Consider the following 15,587-nt stretch of genomic DNA (forward strand, 5'->3'; position numbering starts at 1 on the left):
CCGCAGCGTACAAAACGCCGCGGGGCGGCCGGACCGGAAGCACCGGACCGGCCGCCCCGCGGGGTTGACGCGCCGTCAGGCGAGCAGCGCCTCGATGACGCCGGTGTGGGCGTCGCGCAGCTCGGCCAGGGTGACGGTGAACTGGCCCTGGACCTCCAGCGCCTCGCCGTCGACCACGCCGATCCGGGCGGCGGGCAGGCCGCGGGCGCCGCACATGTCGTTGAACCGGAGCTCCTCGCTGCGCGGGACGGCCACCACGGCGCGACCGGCGGACTCGGAGAACAGGAACACGAACGGGTCGACGCCCTCGGGGACGACGACGCGGGCGCCGTTGCCGCCCTTGAGGCAGCTCTCCACCAGGGCCTGCGCGAGGCCGCCGTCGGAGAGGTCGTGCGCGGCGTCGACCATGCCGTCGCGGGAGGCGGCGATCAGGATCTCGCCGAGCAGCCGCTCGCGCTCCAGGTCGACCTTGGGCGGCAGGCCGCCGAGGTGGCCGTGCACGACCTGCGACCAGGCGGAGCCGCCCAGTTCGTCGGCGGTGTCGCCGAGCAGGTAGAGCAGCTGGCCCTCCTCGGCGAAGCCGACCGGGGTGCGCCGGGTGACGTCGTCGATGACGCCGAGCACCGCGACCACCGGGGTCGGGTGGATGGCGACGTCGCCGGTCTGGTTGTACAGCGAGACGTTGCCGCCGGTGACGGGGGTGCCGAGCACCTGACAGGCGTCGGCCAGGCCGCGGGTGGCCTCGGCGAACTGCCACATCACGTCCGGGTCCTCGGGGGAGCCGAAGTTGAGGCAGTCGGAGACCGCGAGCGGCTTGGCGCCGCCGGCCGCGACGTTGCGGTACGCCTCGGCGAGGGCCAGCTGGGCGCCGGTGTACGGGTCCAGCTTGGCGTAGCGGCCGTTGCCGTCGGTGGCGACCGAGACGCCGAGGTTGGTCTCCTCGTCGATCCGGATCATGCCGGAGTCCTCGGGGGTGGCGAGCACCGTGTTGCCCAGCACGTAGCGGTCGTACTGGTCGGTGATCCACGCCTTGGACGCCTGGTTCGGCGAGCCGGCGACCTTGAGCAGCGCGTCCTTCAGCCCGGCGCCGTCGGTCGGGCGGGCGAGGCGCTCGGCGGTCGGGGCGTCGGCCTGGAGCGCGTCCTGCCAGGACGGGCGGGCGAACGGGCGGTGGTAGGTCGGGCCCTCGTGGGCGACGGTGCGCGGCGGCACGTCGACCACCAGCTCGCCGTGCCAGAAGATCTCCAGCCGCTCGCCGTCGGTCACCTCGCCGATGACGGTGGCGATGACGTCCCACTTCTCGCAGATCTCCAGGAAGCGGTCGACCTTGCCGGGCTCGACGATCGCGCACATGCGCTCCTGCGACTCGCTCATGAGGATCTCCTCCGGCGAGAGCGTGTGGTCGCGCAGCGGCACGGTGTCCAGCTCGATCCGCATGCCGCCGGTGCCGGCCGAGGCCAGCTCCGAGGTGGCGCAGGACAGGCCGGCGCCGCCGAGGTCCTGGATGCCCGCGACCAGGTCCTCCTTGAAGATCTCCAGGGTGCACTCGATGAGCAGCTTCTCCTGGAACGGGTCGCCGACCTGGACGGCGGGGCGCTTGGCCGGGCCGGTCGCGTCGAAGGTCTCCGAGGCGAGCACCGAGACGCCGCCGATGCCGTCGCCGCCGGTGCGGGCGCCGTACAGGATGACCTTGTTGCCGGGGCCGGACGCCTGCGCGAGGTGGATGTCCTCGTGCTTCATGACGCCCACGCAGAGCGCGTTGACCAGCGGGTTGCCCTGGTAGCAGGAGTCGAAGACGACCTCGCCGCCGATGTTCGGCAGGCCCAGGCAGTTGCCGTAGCCGCCGATGCCCGCGACGATCCCGGGCAGCACCCGGCGGGTGTCCGGGTGGTCGGCCGCGCCGAAGCGCAGCGGGTCCATCACGGCGACCGGGCGGGCGCCCATCGCCAGGATGTCGCGCACGATGCCGCCGATGCCGGTGGCCGCGCCCTGGTAGGGCTCGATGTACGACGGGTGGTTGTGCGACTCGACCTTGAAGGTGACCGCGTAGCCCTGGCCGACGTCCACGACGCCGGCGTTCTCGCCGATGCCGACCAGCATGGCGTCGTTCTCGGGGGCCTTCTCGCCGAACTGCTTGAGGTGGACCTTGGAGCTCTTGTACGAGCAGTGCTCCGACCACATCACCGAGTACATGGCGAGTTCGGCACCGGTCGGGCGGCGGCCCAGGATCTCCCGGATCCGCGCGTACTCGTCCTGCTTGAGGCCGAGTTCGGCCCAGGGCTGGTCCGCGTCCGGGGTCTGTTCGGCGTTCTTTACCGTGTCGAGGCTCATCAGGCGTTCACCAGCTGCTTCAGGACGGAAGTGAAGAAGCCCAGGCCCTCGGTGGTCGGGCCGGTGAGCGGCTCCACGGCGTGCTCCGGGTGCGGCATCAGGCCGACGACATTGCCGGCCGCGTTGGTGATGCCGGCGATGTCGCGGTACGAACCGTTCGGGTTGACGTCCAGGTAACGGGCCACGATCCGGCCCTCCGCCTCCAGTTCGTCGAGGACGTGCCCGTCGGCGACGAACCGGCCCTCGCCGTTCTTCAGCGGAACGACGATTTCCTGGCCGGCCGAGTAATCCCGGGTCCAGGCGGTGTCGGCGTTCTCGATGCGGAGCTTCTGGTCGCGGCAGATGAAGTGCAGCGAGTCGTTCCGGGTGAGCGCGCCGGGCAGCAGGTGCGATTCGCACAGCACCTGGAAGCCGTTGCAGATACCGAGGACCGGCATTCCGAGCTTCGCCTGCTCGATGACGGTGTCCATCACCGGCGAGAAGCGGGAGATGGCGCCGCAGCGCAGATAGTCGCCGTAAGAGAATCCGCCGGGCAGGACGACGGCGTCGACCTGGTGGAGATCCTTGTCACGGTGCCAGAGGGCGACCGGCTCGGCGCCGGCCAGCCGGACCGCGCGCTGGGCGTCGCGGTCGTCGAGGGAGCCGGGGAAAGTGACGACGCCGACACGGGTGGTCACTTGGCGTCCCCGTCCTCGATCCGGACGGTGAAGTCCTCGATCACGGTGTTGGCGAGGAAGGTCTCGGCGGCCTCGCGGATGCGGGCGAGCGCGGCGTCGTCGACCGGCCCCTCCAGCTCCAACTCGAAACGCTTGCCCTGGCGGACGTCGGCGATCCCGGCGAACCCGAGACGCGGCAGTGCACGCTGCACCGCCTGGCCCTGGGGGTCGAGGATCTCCGGCTTGAGCATGACGTCGACTACGACGCGTGCCACTGGCACTCCCGGTGGTGATTGCGTGAAGGCGGGGGAACTCCAGACTACCTGGGCTGCGGGGCCCTCTTGCGGGCCACCAGCGGCAACGCGCGTAGACCCACACCCCTTACGCCCCAAGGGCAACCGGCCCCGGGCGGCTCCGGCGCGCACCCGATTTCGCCGGTTTAATCCCGTCTCCGGCGGGCGGGTATCCGCTCCGGAGGGAAGCACGTGAATATCCAGAAAAAAGGAATCCCCAACTCTACGATTTCACCGGCCTTCGGGTGCAGAATAGGGCGACCGGCAGCCGAACGCGCCGCATCTCGGCGTGGGCTCCCCTGCCCGCCGGCGGATGCTGCGATCCCGGCCCAGCGGACCGGCGGGGCATCCGAGACCCCCGACGGCCGAATTGCCCGAGAGGATTGACACCCATGGCTCAGCGTGTAGTCGTCACGCTCTCCGACGATCTGGACGGCGGCACCGCCGCGGAAACCGTTCACTTCGGCGTGGACGGGAAGTCGTACGAGATCGACCTGTCCGCCGACAACGCGGAAAAGCTCCGGGAGGCCCTCGCCCCGTTCGTCGCCGCCGGTCGCCGGCAGAGCCGCAGCGGAAAGTCCTTCCGCCGCACCGCGCTCACCCCGGACCCGGCCGCCGTGCGCGCCTGGGCCCAGTCGAACGGGCACGAGCTGCCCGCCCGCGGCCGCATCCCGAAGCACGTCTACGAGGCGTTCGCCGAGAGCAACTGACCGTCGCCACGGGCCCGTTCCGGGCCCGCCGGCCTTCCCCGGCCGCACCGCCGGGGAAGGGTGGGGCGAGCAGGCCGATTGATGTTGTAGAGTATTTCTCGTCGCCGCAACCGGGGGAACCCGAGCGGGGCGGCCGGTGCCCAGGCACCGTGCGGACGTGGCTCAGTTGGTAGAGCATCACCTTGCCAAGGTGAGGGTCGCGAGTTCGAATCTCGTCGTCCGCTCGCAGTCAGCGTGAACAGACTGGTGCAGTAACGTGCGGTACAACTCCATATCCTGCGGACGTGGCTCAGTTGGTAGAGCATCACCTTGCCAAGGTGAGGGTCGCGAGTTCGAATCTCGTCGTCCGCTCCGGTTCCGAAGGCCCCCCTCCACCGAGGGGGGCCTTCGGCGTTCCCCGTCCCTGCCCCCGCTCTCGCCCCTGCCCCCGCTCTCGCTCTCGCTCTCGCTCTCGCGGGCACCCTGACATTTGTCACCGCCGACCCGTGCGGACGCACCGGCGCGCGGTGACGGCCCGCACTACTGCCCGGCCCCGGCCGCCGGGAGGCTGGAGCCATGACCGACACCAGCCGTCCCCGCCCCGCCGTCGAGGCCCGCGGGCTGCACCGCCGCTACGGACCGTCCGGCCCGGCCGGGTTCGAGGCCGTCCGCGGCCTGGACCTCGACGTCGCCCCCGGCGAGCTGTTCGCCCTGCTGGGCACCAACGGCGCGGGCAAGACCTCCACCCTGGAGGTGCTGGAGGGCCTGGCCGCACCCAGCGGCGGCGAGGTCCGGGTGCTCGGCCTGGACCCGCTGCGCGAGCGGGCCGCGCTGCGCCCGCGGATCGGCGTCATGCTCCAGGAGGGCGGCTTCCCCGGCGAACTGACCGTCGCCGAGACCGGCCGCTGCTGGGCCGGGCTGACCACCGGCGCCCGCGCCGTCGACGAGGCGCTCGACCTGGTCGGCCTGCTGCCCCGGCGCGCGGTGCGGGTCAAGCAGCTGTCCGGCGGCGAGCGCCGCCGGCTGGACCTGGCGACGGCCCTGCTCGGCCGCCCCGAGGTGCTGTTCCTGGACGAGCCGTCCACCGGGCTGGACCCGGAGGCCCGGGCCGCGGTGTGGCGGCTGATCCGTCAACTGCGGGCGGACGGCACCACGGTGGTGCTCACCACGCACTACCTGGAGGAGGCCGAGGAGCTCGCCGACCGGCTGGCGATCATGCACCACGGCCGGGTGGTCACCGGCGGCACGGTCGCCGAGGTGCTGGCCGCCCACCCGGCCCGGATCAGCTTCGAACTCCCCGAGCGCACCGGCCCGCACGCCTCGCTCGACCTGCCGGTCCTGCCCGGCGCGCGGCCGGAACTCGACGGCCGCCGGGTGCTGCTGCGCACCCCCGACCTCCAGGGCACCCTGACCGAGCTGCTCGGCTGGGCCGCCCGCCACCGGGTCGAGCTGGCCCGGCTGGACGCCCGCAGCGCCTCGTTGGAGGAGGCGTTCCTCGCCGTCGCCGCGTCCGGCGACCCCGCCCCCGCCGCTGCCCCCGCCCGCCCCGAGACCGCCGGACGTGCCGCATGACCACCGCCGCCCCCACTCCCGCCGCCCCCGCCGGGCGCACCGGCCCCACCGGCCCCGCCGCCGCCCGCCGCTCCCCCGCCGCCCGGCTGCTCGCCCTCGGCCGGGCCGAGGTCACCCTGCTGAGCCGCAACCGCACCGCCCTGTTCATGGCCCTGGTGCTGCCGCTGGTCCTGGTCGGCTCGCTCCGCTCGGCGCTGCGGGCCGCCGCCGAGCGCACCGGCGGGCTGGACGTGAACGCCAACCTGGTGACCAGCTCGATGGGCGTCGTCCTGCTGATCGTCGTCTACTGCAACCTGACCACCGCGTACACCGCCCGCCGCACCGACCTGGTGCTGAAGCGGCTGCGCACCGGCGAGGCCGCCGACGCCGAGATCCTGCTCGGCACCGCGCTCCCCTCGGTCGGGCTGGCCCTGCTCCAGTGCCTGCTGCTGGCCGTCGGCGGCGCGGCCGCGCTGCACCTGCGCGCCCCTGCGAACCCGCCGCTGGTGCTGCTCGGACTGGTCCTGTCCGCGGCCCTGCTGACCGCCCTGGCGGCGCTGTCCAGCGCGGTGACCAGGAGCGTGGAGACGGCCGGCCTCACCACCCTGCCGCTGCTGCTGCTGGCGCAGCTCGGCTCCGGCCTGCTGATCCCGCTGGAGTCGCTGCCGGACGGGCTGGCGGACGCCTGCCGCCTGCTGCCGACCACCCCGGCCCTGCAACTGGTCCGGATCGGCTGGTTCGGCACCGACGGCACCGGCCCGTCCGAGGGCTTCCTCGGCAGCTGGGGCCCGGCCGCGCCGCCGCTGCTGCTCGCCCTGGTCTGGACTTCCGCCGCGGTCCGGGCGGCCGGGCGCTGGTTCCGCTGGGAGCCGCGCCGCTAGATTCTCCGGAGCCGTCGAGAAACGAGGAACCGAGCCGTGCGGGTCAGCCGACCACGACCGGTCCGCCGCTGGCGGGCCCTGTCCAAGCCGCAGCGCACCGAGCTGTACATGCGCTGGTCGCTGTACGCGGTGGCGGTGCTGCAGGTGTTCGCGGTGTACGGCCTGCTGGGCAGCGCGTACGGGCAGCGGCGGGCCTCGGCCGTCGAGCTGCGGGTCGAGGTGCCGGGCACGCTGCTGGCGGCGGCGCTGAACGTGGTGCTGGTGCGCACCGGGCTGCCCGCCTACCTGGGCCGCCGCCCGCACCCGTACGGCTGGGCGGCGGTGTCGGGCGCGGTGTCGGCGGCGCTGTCGGCGGCGGCCCTGCTGCTCGGGCCGCGCCCGCTGGACGGGGCGGAGACGTCCACGCCGGTGGCGGTCGTGACGATGACCTTCTGGATCGCCACCGCGCTCCTGGCCCTGCCGGTGCTCCGGGCGGTGGCGGCGGCGGTGGCCGGCCTGGCGGCAGTGGCGGTGGTGCTGCTGGCGGCGGGCGAGCCCGCCGGGTTCGTGCTGGGGGTGCTGCTCGGCTGCCTGATCGGCTCGACGATGGCCGGGGCCACCGCCCGCGGCTCGGCGTGGACCGCGAAGGTGGTCTGGGAGCTGGACGGGGCCCGGGAGACCCAGGCCCGGCTGGCGGTGGCCGAGGAGCGGCTGCGCTTCTCCCGGGACCTGCACGACGTGCTGGGCCGCAACCTGGCCACCATCGCGCTGAAGAGCGAGCTGGCGGTGCAGCTGGCCCGCCGTCAGCGCCCGGAGGCGGTGGACCAGATGACCGAGGTGCAGCGGATCGCGCAGGACTCGCAGCGCGAGGTCCGCGAGGTGGTGCGCGGCTACCGCACCGTCGAGCTGCACACCGAACTGGCCGGCGCCGCCTCGGTGCTGCGGGCGGCGAACGTCGACTGCCGCACCGAGCTGTCCGGCGCGGACGGCCTGCCCGCCGGGGCGCAGTCGGTGCTGGGCTGGGTGGTGCGGGAGGCGGCGACCAACGTGCTGCGGCACTCGGAGGCCGCGAACTGCCGCTTCCGGCTGCGGGTCTCCGGCGGGACGGCGCTGCTGGAGGTGGAGAACGACGGCGTGCCGGCCGTCCCGCCGCCGCGCGCGGAGGGCGCGGGCAGCGGGCTGCGCGGCCTGGGCGAGCGGCTGGCCGCGCACGGCGGCACCCTGACCGCGGCCGGCAGCGGCCCGGGGCGGTTCCGACTGACCGCCGAACTACCGACCACAGCGAGGGGATCCACGTCATGACCGGTCCGGTGCGGGTGCTGCTCGCGGACGACGAGCACCTGATCCGCGGCGCGCTGGCCGCGCTGCTCGCCCTGGAGGACGACCTGACGGTGGTCGCGGAGGCGGCGTCCGGCCCGGAGGCGCTGGCGATGGCCGCCGCGCACCGCCCGGACGTGGCGGTGCTGGACCTCCAGATGCCGGGCCTGGACGGCCTGGAGGTGGCGGCCGAGCTGCGCCACCGGCTGCCGGAGTGCCGGGTGATGATCGTGACCGGGCACGGCCGCCCCGGGTACCTGAAGCGGGCCCTGGAGGTCGGGGTGCGCGGCTTCCTGCCCAAGACCGTCTCGGCCTCCGATCTGGCCGGCATCATCCGCACCGTCCGGGCGGGCGGCCGCTACGTGGACCCGGAGCTGGCCGCGGAGGCGATCAGCGCGGGCGACTCCCCGCTGACCCCGCGCGAGACGGACGTGCTGGAGCTGGCCGCGGACGGCTCCCCGGTCGCCGAGATCGCCGAGCGGGCCGGGCTCTCCCCCGGCACGGTGCGCAACTACCTCTCCTCGGCCGCGGGCAAGCTCGGCGCGGAGAACCGGCACGCGGCGGTCCGGATCGCCCGCGAGCACGGCTGGCTGTAGGGAGCCCCGGGAGGGGACCCCTACAGCCGGCCGCGGCGGCGAGTCACTTCCAGTCGAGGCCGGTGAGCTTCTCGTACGCGTCGAGGTAGCGCTGCCGGGTGTGCGCGACGACCTCGTCGGGGAGCCGGGGCGGCGGGTTCTCGCTCCGGCGGTCCCAGCCGGAGGCGGGGGAGGTCAGCCAGTCGCGGATGATCTGCTTGTCGAAGGACGGCTGGTCCTGGCCGGGCCGCCACGCGTCGGCGGGCCAGAAGCGCGAGGAGTCGGGGGTGAGCACCTCGTCGCCGATCACCAACTCGCCGTCCAGCAGGCCGAATTCGAACTTGGTGTCGGCGAGGATCAGGCCGCGCTCGCGGGCGATGTCGCGGGCCCGGGAGTACACCGCGAGGGTGGTCTGGCGCAGGGTGGCGGCGAGTTCGGCGCCGATCCGGCGGGCGGTCTCCTCGTAGGAGACGTTCTCGTCGTGCTCGCCGACCTCGGCCTTGAGGGCGGGGGTGTAGATCGGGCCGGGCAGCTCGGAGCCGTTCTCCAGGCCCGCGGGCAGGCCGATGCCGCACACCGTCTGGTCGGCCCGGTACTCCTCCAGCCCGGAGCCGGCCAGGTAGCCGCGGGCGACGCACTCCACCGGCACCATGTCGAGGCTGCGGCAGACCAGGGTGCGCCCGGCCCAGTCGGCGGGGGCGCCTTCGGGCAGCTCGGTGGAGACGACGTGGTTGGGGACGATGTCGGCGATCCGCTCGAACCACCACAGCGAGAGCTGGGTGAGGACGCGGCCCTTGTCGGGGATCTCGTTGGGCAGCACCCAGTCGTACGCGGAGGTCCGGTCGCTGGCCACCATCACCAGGTTGCCGCTGCCGTCCCGGTACAGGTCGCGCACCTTGCCGGTGTGCAGGTGGACCAGGCCGGGCACCTGGACCGGCTCGGGCTTGGTGACGAATCCGCTCACGCTCAGTCAGTCCTCACAGCTGGGGGGCTCTGCGGGCGAGTCTTTCACGCCGGTGCGGTCAGGAGTCGGTTCGCCCCTCCTTGCAGAGGTGGTCCAGCAGGTTGGCGGTGGCCCGCTGGATCCGCTCGTCGGTGTGGCCGGGCCGGTCCAGCGCGGGCGACCAGGCGAACGTCCCGGCGGCGAACACGTACGCGCCGCTGGGCGCCCGGTACAGCGAGGTCTCCTGGTGGGTGGCCCGCCCGGCGGCGTCCCGGTACGGGGAGTGGGCGAGCAGGACGCGTTCGGTGTGGGCGGGCAGCGGGACCTTCGGGTAGTAGCGGTCGGCCTCCCCGGCGACCAGGTCGGGCAGTTCGTCGCCGTCCGCCAGCCCGGTGCCCTGCCACAGCCAGTGACCGGTGTTGCGGGCCACCAGCGGCACCGGCGCGGGCACGCTGCCCGCGTACTGGATGCCCAGCAGGTGCTGCTCGGGCTCCCCGGCGTCCCGCCACAGCGCGGACGCCGCGCCCGGCACCCCGGCGGCGGGGTGGTCGGCGGCGACCCGCTGGCGCTTGCGGCAGTTCAGCAGCCGGGACGGTTCGCCGTTCGGCCCGGCCGACAGCTCGACCCGCCAGTACACGGCGTTCGCGGACAGGAAGACCAGCGAGGTGCCGCCGTCCCGGGCCCGCTCGGCGGCCCGCCGCATCGGCTCCGACCAGTACTCGTCGTGCCCGGGGAAGACCAGCGCCTTGTAGCGGGAGGCGTCCACCAGCCCGGCGTGCAGGTCGGTGGCGGTGGCGTAGCCCAGGTCGTAGCCGTAGCGCTCGGCCCAGCGGATGAAGTCGTAGGCGTGCCCGACGTGCAGCGGCAGCCCGGCCCCGGCGTGCGGCCGGTCGAAGGAGACCGTGACGGCCGCCTCGGCCTCCCCCACCAGGTGCCCGGCGCCGTCCCAGGCGTGGTAGAGGCTGGCCCCCAGGTGCCCGTCCTCGGGGAACAGGTTGTACGCCTGCCAGGTCACGTCGGGCAGCACCAGCAGCAGGTCGGCGGGGGCGAAGTCCCGTACGGTGAACGGGATGTGGCTGCGGTGGCCGCCGTCGGCGGTGGTCAGCACGGCGACGTACGCGCCGGAGCGCCAGTCGGCCGGGACCTGCAGCCGCCAGGACTGCCACCAGTGGTGGCAGGAGACGGTGCGGTCGGCGACCATCGGCGCGGGCTGGGCCAGGCCGGCGATCAGCGGGCTGGAGTACACCTGGCGGGCGCCGTCCCCCGCGTCGTGGCCGATCCGGTAGACGTCGACCTGGAACTCCTGCGGCGGGTTGACCGTCACCCGGAAGTCCACCGCGCCGCCGGGGCGCGCGGTGCCCGCCGAGGCGAAGCCCTTGATCTGCCGGCGCACGTCGTCCGCGTTGCGCGGGCCGCTGACCGCCGGGCGGGGCCGGGCCGGACCGTCCACCGGCCGCTGCCCGGGGGCGTCCACGCTCACGTACCAGGGGACCACGCCCTCGCCGTCGGCCAGGTAGTGGTCGGGGCTGCGCAGCCAGGGCAGCGGGCCCTGCCCGAACGGGTCGGACACCCCGTGCGCCAGCGTGCCGGACTCCCACCGGCGGTTGGATTCCGTCCCCACACGCCCTCCCCACCCCTTCGCCCATCCACCGAGGGTTTGGCAATTGCCATGCGGATGTGCGTGCGGACCAGCACACCACAGTTGGACGGCGAAGCGTCACCCCACCGTAGCAATTGGTACGGATGAAACCGGGTTTCCCGGGACACTCCCGAACCGTCCCGGTTCAGCCCGAAAGTCGTACCGGTCGTTCCAGTCGGACACCGGCCCGCTCCAGCCAGGCGCGCAGCGGACCGTCCTGCCCGTCCTCGACCGCGCGGGCCACCGCGGGGGCCAGCTCCGCCCGGGGTGCGGCCGGGCAGACCAGGACCGGTCCGTCCAGCCAGTCCAGGCCGGGGGTGGCGGTGCCCGCGTCCACCGCGGCGCAGCAGACGGTAGCGGTCAGGTGCTCGACCAGCAGGTCCCGGCCGCTGCGCACGGGGGGCAGCGGGGGCGCGACCCGGGCGGCGCGCGCCACCTGGCCGGCCAGCGCGGCGGCCAGTTCCTCGGCCTCGCCGGCGGCCAGCCGGGCCAGCAGCTTGTCCAGCGCCGGGCCGGTCTGCGGGCGGTCCTCGCCGAGCGCGGCCTGGAGCGCGGCGGCCTGGGCGCGCCAGCCCCGGTCGACGACCTGCCGCGGGTAGTCCGCCCAGTCGAGCGGCTGCCAGCCGTCGGCCGGCTCCTCGTGCAGCAGTTCGGCGGCCAGCCGGGAGACCCGGGTGTCGACCAGGCCGGGCTCCTCCAGCAGGTCGCAGGCGGGGCGGTCGCCGAGCCGGTTGCCGTAGTCGTCGGCCAGCCGGTCCCGGCGGGAGAGTTCGGTGAGCGCGGAGACCACGCCGGCGTTCAGGTGCGCGGGGTGCAGGCCGAGCCGCCAGGCGGGCAGCGCGACCCGGGTGAGCAGCCGGTCCCAGCCCGCGTAGGCCAGGCCGACCTGGGCCTGGGCGGCGATCCGCGGCCCGTAGTCGACGGCCCGGGCCCGCTCGGAGGCCCAGGCGGCCGCGGCGTGCTCCAGTTCGGCGGAGTGCTCGCGGCAGGCGCCCAGCAGCCGGCGGTCGACCGGGCCGGTCAGTGCGGCGGGGCCGCGGCGGCGCTCGCCCAGCGCGGCGTCCAGGGTGCGCAGCCAGCGGCGGGCGGCGGCGATGTCGGGGTCGGCCGCCGCGGCGGTGCCGGCCACCACGGGGGCCAGCAGGGCGCGCAGTTCGGCGGCCCGCATCCACCACAGGAAGGGGGAGCCGATCACCAGCACCGGTGCGGCGGGGCCGGTGCCGCGGCCGGGCCGGCCGGCCGGGTGCGGCTCCTCCAGCCAACTGTCGCAGTCGGGGGTGAGCGCGATCGCGGCGGGCGCCGGGACGTCCAGCCGCTCGGCGAGCTCCTCGATCAGCCGGTACAGCTCGGGGGCGTCCGCCCGGGCCAGCGGCACCGCGGGGGTGACCGGTGGGACGGCCCGGCGGTGCGCCGCGGCGACCAGCGCGGCCAGCCCCAGGGTCAGCGCGGCGACCGCGCAGACCGCCCAGCGGATGCCGTCCCAGAGCGGGGCGTCCGGCGACCCGGGGGCGCCTATCCGTCCGGTGAACCGCCCGGCCAACAGCACCACCGCGCAGGCGGCGGGCAGCGCGGCGGCGGCCACGGCCCGTCCGCGCAGACGCAGGACGGCCTGGGCTCGTGCGCGTGCGGTGTCCACTGCAGCCATCGCCGCGGCACCCCCTTCGCAGCCGACTCGACTCGATCAATTCCGGTACGGGAAGCGGCGGATGCCGAACCCGGTGGTGCGACTCGCGTGGCGCTCTCCTGCCAGTCTCGACGCCCCGGTGCGGGCGGGTGTTCCGGAAGTCCGGCGATTCCACCCGTCCTGGTGACACCGTGTCGGGGCGCGCCACCGCTCCCAGCATCCCCCCGGCGCGTCGGCGCGACGAGCCGCGTCCGCGCCGGTGCCCCCGCCCCGGCGCGATGCAGCGCACCCTAAGGCCCGCGCTCGCGCCCCGTCAGCAGGATGCCCGCGCCATCACCCGAAGGGCTGGTTTTCCGGTCACGGTGCTGACCGCGACGACCTCGGGAAACGCCGCGGGGCGCTGCGTCCGGACGGGTCGGTCCGGGCGCAGCGCCCCGCGGGCGGGTCCGGCCGCCGGGCGGCTGCCGGGATGGCGGCCGGGATGGCGGCCGGGATGGCGGCCGAAAGGATGCCGGGCGGCTACCGGGCGGCCTCGGCGGCGATGTCGGTGCGGTGCTGGGCGCCCTTGAAGGAGATCTCGGCGACGCCCGCGTACGCCTTGGCCCGGGCCTCGGCGAGGTCCGCGCCGACGGCGGTCACCGACAGCACCCGGCCGCCCGCGGTCAGCACCTCGCCGGCCGGGCCGGACCTGGTGCCGGCGTGCAGCACGAACGCGTCGCCGCCGGCCTCCGCCGCCGCCAGGCCCTCGATCGCGTCGCCGGTGCGCGGGCTCGCCGGGTAGCCCTCGGAGGCCATCACCACGGTGACCGCGGCCTCCTCGGACCAGCGCAGCGGCTCCAGCTCGCCGAGCGTGCCGTTGGCGGCGGCGAGCAGCACGCCGGCCAGCGGGGTGCGCAGCCGGGCCAGCACGACCTGGGTCTCCGGGTCGCCGAAGCGGGCGTTGAACTCGATCACCCGGGTGCCGCGCGAGGTCAGCGCCAGGCCCGCGTACAGCAGGCCGGAGAACGGGGTGCCGCGGTGGCGCAGCGCGTCCACGGTGGGCTGCAGGACGGTGTCCAGCACCTCCTGGACCAGGCCCTCGGGGGCCCACGGCAGCGGCGAGTAGGCGCCCATGCCACCGGTGTTGGGGCCCCGGTCGCCGTCCAGCGCGCGCTTGAAGTCCTGCGCGGGGACCAGCGGGAGCACCGTGGTGCCGTCGGTGATCGCGAACAGCGACACCTCGGGGCCGTCCAGGTACTCCTCGATGACGACCCGATCGCAGGCCGCGGCGTGCTCCAGCGCGGCGGCGCGGTCCTCGGTGACCACGACGCCCTTGCCGGCCGCCAGGCCGTCGTCCTTCACCACGTACGGGGCGCCGAAGGCGTCGAGCGCCGCGGCGGCCTCCTCCGGGGTGGTGCAGACGTAGGAGCGCGCGGTGGGGACGCCGGCCGCGGCCATCACGTCCTTGGCGAACGCCTTGGAGCCCTCCAGCTGGGCGGCCTCCTTGCCGGGGCCGAACACCGGGATGCCGGCCGCCCGCAGCGGCTCGGCGACGCCGGCCACCAGCGGGGCCTCCGGGCCGACGACCACCAGGTCGGCGCCCAGCTCCCGGGCGAGCGCGGTGACCGCGGCGCCGTCCAGCTGGTCGACCGGGTGCACCGCGGCGACCCGCGCGATCCCGGCGTTGCCCGGGGCGCAGTGCAGCTCGGAGACAGCCGGGTCTTGGGACAGTGAGCGGCACAGGGCGTGTTCGCGGGCGCCGGTTCCGATGACGAGGACCTTCACGCCTGCCAAGCCTAGTCGGTGGCCGGTTCCGTCCCGTCGGCGGCTCCGGCGGAAGCTCCAGGTGCCGGGCCGGTCGACGCCCGGTGATTCGTGGGAAAGCACGAGAGCCGCTCCGGGCAGCCGGTCCGTCACACCGGCGACCCCGGCCCGCCTCGCTCGGACGGGTGAAATCCGGCCGCCCGCCGCAACCCTCCCACCTCGTCTTCCGGAGGTGAAATCACATAACGATCACTGCGGAAGCGCCCCCACGGTAAGCCATTTGGCGGTAAGAAGTGCTGTTGGACCAGGACCCGGCCGCACCGCCGGGCACGGCACCATGGGCGGTTCCCAGACCCGCGCGCGGCGCCACGGGTCCGCACCGCCACGCAACGAACCACCGGTTCCGCGCGCCGACGGCCCGACCTCCGGGCCGCTCGGGTCCCGTCCCGCCAGTCCCGGTGCCCGCCGGGCCTCCGCAGTCACCCCGCCACAGGGAGCGCCACAGGTGAGCCAGCCGGAAATGCAGCCCGAGGAGAGCCCCTGGGGCAAAGAGGTCGCCGACGACGACCAGTCCGTCCCGGGTTCCGGCGGACGGACCCCCACCCGCCGCCGGGCCGACCTGAGCGCGCGCCAGTTCCCGCTCGGCGACTGGGGCGAGCCCGCCGAGCGCCTGGAGGAGCTCTACCGCTGGTCGGAGGAGCGCGCCGTCGAGGCGATCGACTGGTACCGCCGGGACCGGGTCTGGAAGCGCCGCTGGGCCCGCCTGCTGCGCTTCTCCGCCACGGTGTTCGCGGTCGGCGGCGTCACCGCCCCGCTGGTCTCGCTGACCGGCGAGCTCCCGCACGCCGTGGAGTGGGGCTACACCGGCCTCGCCCTGGCCGCCGCCGCGCTGCTGGCCGACCGCGCCTTCGGCCTCACCTCCGGCTGGATGCGCGACGTCTCCACCTCGCAGGCCCTGCAGCGGCGCCTGGAGGCCTTCCAGTTCGACTGGGCCTCCGAGTGCGTCCGGGAGGTCCTGGGCCCGACCGAGGGCACCGCGGGCGAGGCCGCCGAGCGCTGCCTGGGCGTGCTGCGCCGCTTCTGCGAGGACGTCTCCGACATGGTCCGCAGCGAGACCTCCGAGTGGATGCTGGAGTTCCGGGCCGGCATGAGCCGGCTCCCCACCCAGGCCCCCGGCGCCTGGGGCGGCCGCAGCGAGGGCGGCTCCAACGCCCAGGTCCGCGTCCTGCCGCCGCCGGGCACCCGGCCCACCATGCCGCGCCAGCGTCCCCCGGAGGGCCCCCTGCGCTGAGCCGGGCCGGGGGCCCGGGCGCGTGCCCCGGGCCCCGTACCGTTCGCGGGCGCAGACGAAGGCTCGGGCCCAGGC

The 15,587-nt window shown here is 75.0% G+C and carries 13 protein-coding genes and 2 tRNA genes; 8 read left to right on the forward strand and 7 right to left on the reverse strand.

The genetic code is table 11. The features are described 5' to 3' along the window. Window positions 1-75: 75 nt before the first annotated feature. The 3 genes from purL to purS are packed head-to-tail and all read right to left on the reverse strand — an operon-like array spanning window position 76 to window position 3,262. A complete protein-coding gene (gene purL / locus ACIQVD_RS16985; protein WP_100837275.1) occupies window positions 76-2,331 on the reverse strand; it encodes a phosphoribosylformylglycinamidine synthase subunit PurL in 2,256 nt (751 codons plus the stop codon). Next, window positions 2,331-3,008, reverse strand: coding sequence for a phosphoribosylformylglycinamidine synthase subunit PurQ (gene purQ / locus ACIQVD_RS16990; RefSeq protein ID WP_400682895.1), 678 nt, complete (start codon window positions 3,006-3,008; stop codon window positions 2,331-2,333). The genes purL and purQ overlap by 1 nt, the downstream gene beginning before the upstream one ends. After that, window positions 3,005-3,262 (reverse strand): phosphoribosylformylglycinamidine synthase subunit PurS, encoded by a 258-nt coding sequence (purS, locus tag ACIQVD_RS16995; protein ID WP_100837273.1) that lies wholly within the window; start codon window positions 3,260-3,262, stop codon window positions 3,005-3,007. Before purS ends, purQ begins: the two co-directional genes overlap by 4 nt. A gap of 410 nt (window positions 3,263-3,672) precedes the next feature. On the opposite strand from purS, the gene ACIQVD_RS17000 reads away from it, so the two are divergent. The 7 genes from ACIQVD_RS17000 (at window position 3,673) to ACIQVD_RS17030 (ending at window position 8,293) form a co-directional block, all read left to right on the forward strand. Then, window positions 3,673-3,990 carry an Lsr2 family protein gene (locus ACIQVD_RS17000; protein ID WP_014136949.1) on the forward strand — a complete coding sequence of 106 codons (318 nt, stop codon included), beginning with the start codon at window positions 3,673-3,675 and terminating at the stop codon, window positions 3,988-3,990. A gap of 151 nt (window positions 3,991-4,141) precedes the next feature. Further along, window positions 4,142-4,214: transfer RNA gene (locus tag ACIQVD_RS17005), tRNA-Gly, on the forward strand. A gap of 54 nt (window positions 4,215-4,268) precedes the next feature. Then, window positions 4,269-4,341: transfer RNA gene (locus tag ACIQVD_RS17010), tRNA-Gly, on the forward strand. Between the two features lie 204 nt (window positions 4,342-4,545). Next, entirely contained in the window at window positions 4,546-5,541 is a 996-nt protein-coding gene (locus ACIQVD_RS17015) for an ABC transporter ATP-binding protein (RefSeq protein ID WP_402289857.1), read from the forward strand. After that, window positions 5,538-6,401 carry an ABC transporter permease gene (locus tag ACIQVD_RS17020; protein WP_400682889.1) on the forward strand — a complete coding sequence of 288 codons (864 nt, stop codon included), beginning with the start codon at window positions 5,538-5,540 and terminating at the stop codon, window positions 6,399-6,401. Before ACIQVD_RS17015 ends, ACIQVD_RS17020 begins: the two co-directional genes overlap by 4 nt. A 36-nt stretch (window positions 6,402-6,437) precedes the next feature. Then, entirely contained in the window at window positions 6,438-7,682 is a 1,245-nt protein-coding gene (locus tag ACIQVD_RS17025; RefSeq protein ID WP_402289860.1) for a sensor histidine kinase, read from the forward strand. After that, complete coding sequence (locus tag ACIQVD_RS17030; protein WP_402289862.1) at window positions 7,679-8,293, forward strand: response regulator; 615 nt, start codon at window positions 7,679-7,681, stop codon at window positions 8,291-8,293. The genes ACIQVD_RS17025 and ACIQVD_RS17030 overlap by 4 nt, the downstream gene beginning before the upstream one ends. A gap of 43 nt (window positions 8,294-8,336) precedes the next feature. Here ACIQVD_RS17030 and ACIQVD_RS17035 read toward each other — a convergent pair whose 3' ends face one another. From ACIQVD_RS17035 to purD, 4 genes are all read right to left on the reverse strand, one after another. Further along, the gene (locus tag ACIQVD_RS17035) at window positions 8,337-9,236 is read right to left on the reverse strand and encodes a phosphoribosylaminoimidazolesuccinocarboxamide synthase (protein ID WP_400682881.1); all 900 of its coding nucleotides are present in this window, start codon (window positions 9,234-9,236) and stop codon (window positions 8,337-8,339) included. Between the two features lie 58 nt (window positions 9,237-9,294). Next, entirely contained in the window at window positions 9,295-10,836 is a 1,542-nt protein-coding gene (locus tag ACIQVD_RS17040) for a N,N-dimethylformamidase beta subunit family domain-containing protein (protein WP_402289865.1), read from the reverse strand. 163 nt (window positions 10,837-10,999) lie between these two features. Further along, window positions 11,000-12,499: a hypothetical protein gene (locus ACIQVD_RS17045; protein WP_400682876.1), complete on the reverse strand. Its 1,500-nt coding sequence runs from the start codon at window positions 12,497-12,499 to the stop codon at window positions 11,000-11,002. Between the two features lie 498 nt (window positions 12,500-12,997). After that, a complete protein-coding gene (gene purD / locus ACIQVD_RS17050) occupies window positions 12,998-14,242 on the reverse strand; it encodes a phosphoribosylamine--glycine ligase (RefSeq protein WP_100837266.1) in 1,245 nt (414 codons plus the stop codon). Between the two features lie 484 nt (window positions 14,243-14,726). On the opposite strand from purD, the gene ACIQVD_RS17055 reads away from it, so the two are divergent. Then, window positions 14,727-15,512 carry an SLATT domain-containing protein gene (locus ACIQVD_RS17055; RefSeq protein ID WP_400682873.1) on the forward strand — a complete coding sequence of 262 codons (786 nt, stop codon included), beginning with the start codon at window positions 14,727-14,729 and terminating at the stop codon, window positions 15,510-15,512. Window positions 15,513-15,587 lie beyond the last annotated feature (75 nt).

The sequence above is a fragment of the Kitasatospora sp. NPDC090308 genome (genome assembly GCF_044769485.1).
Lineage (GTDB): Bacteria > Actinomycetota > Actinomycetes > Streptomycetales > Streptomycetaceae > Kitasatospora > Kitasatospora fiedleri.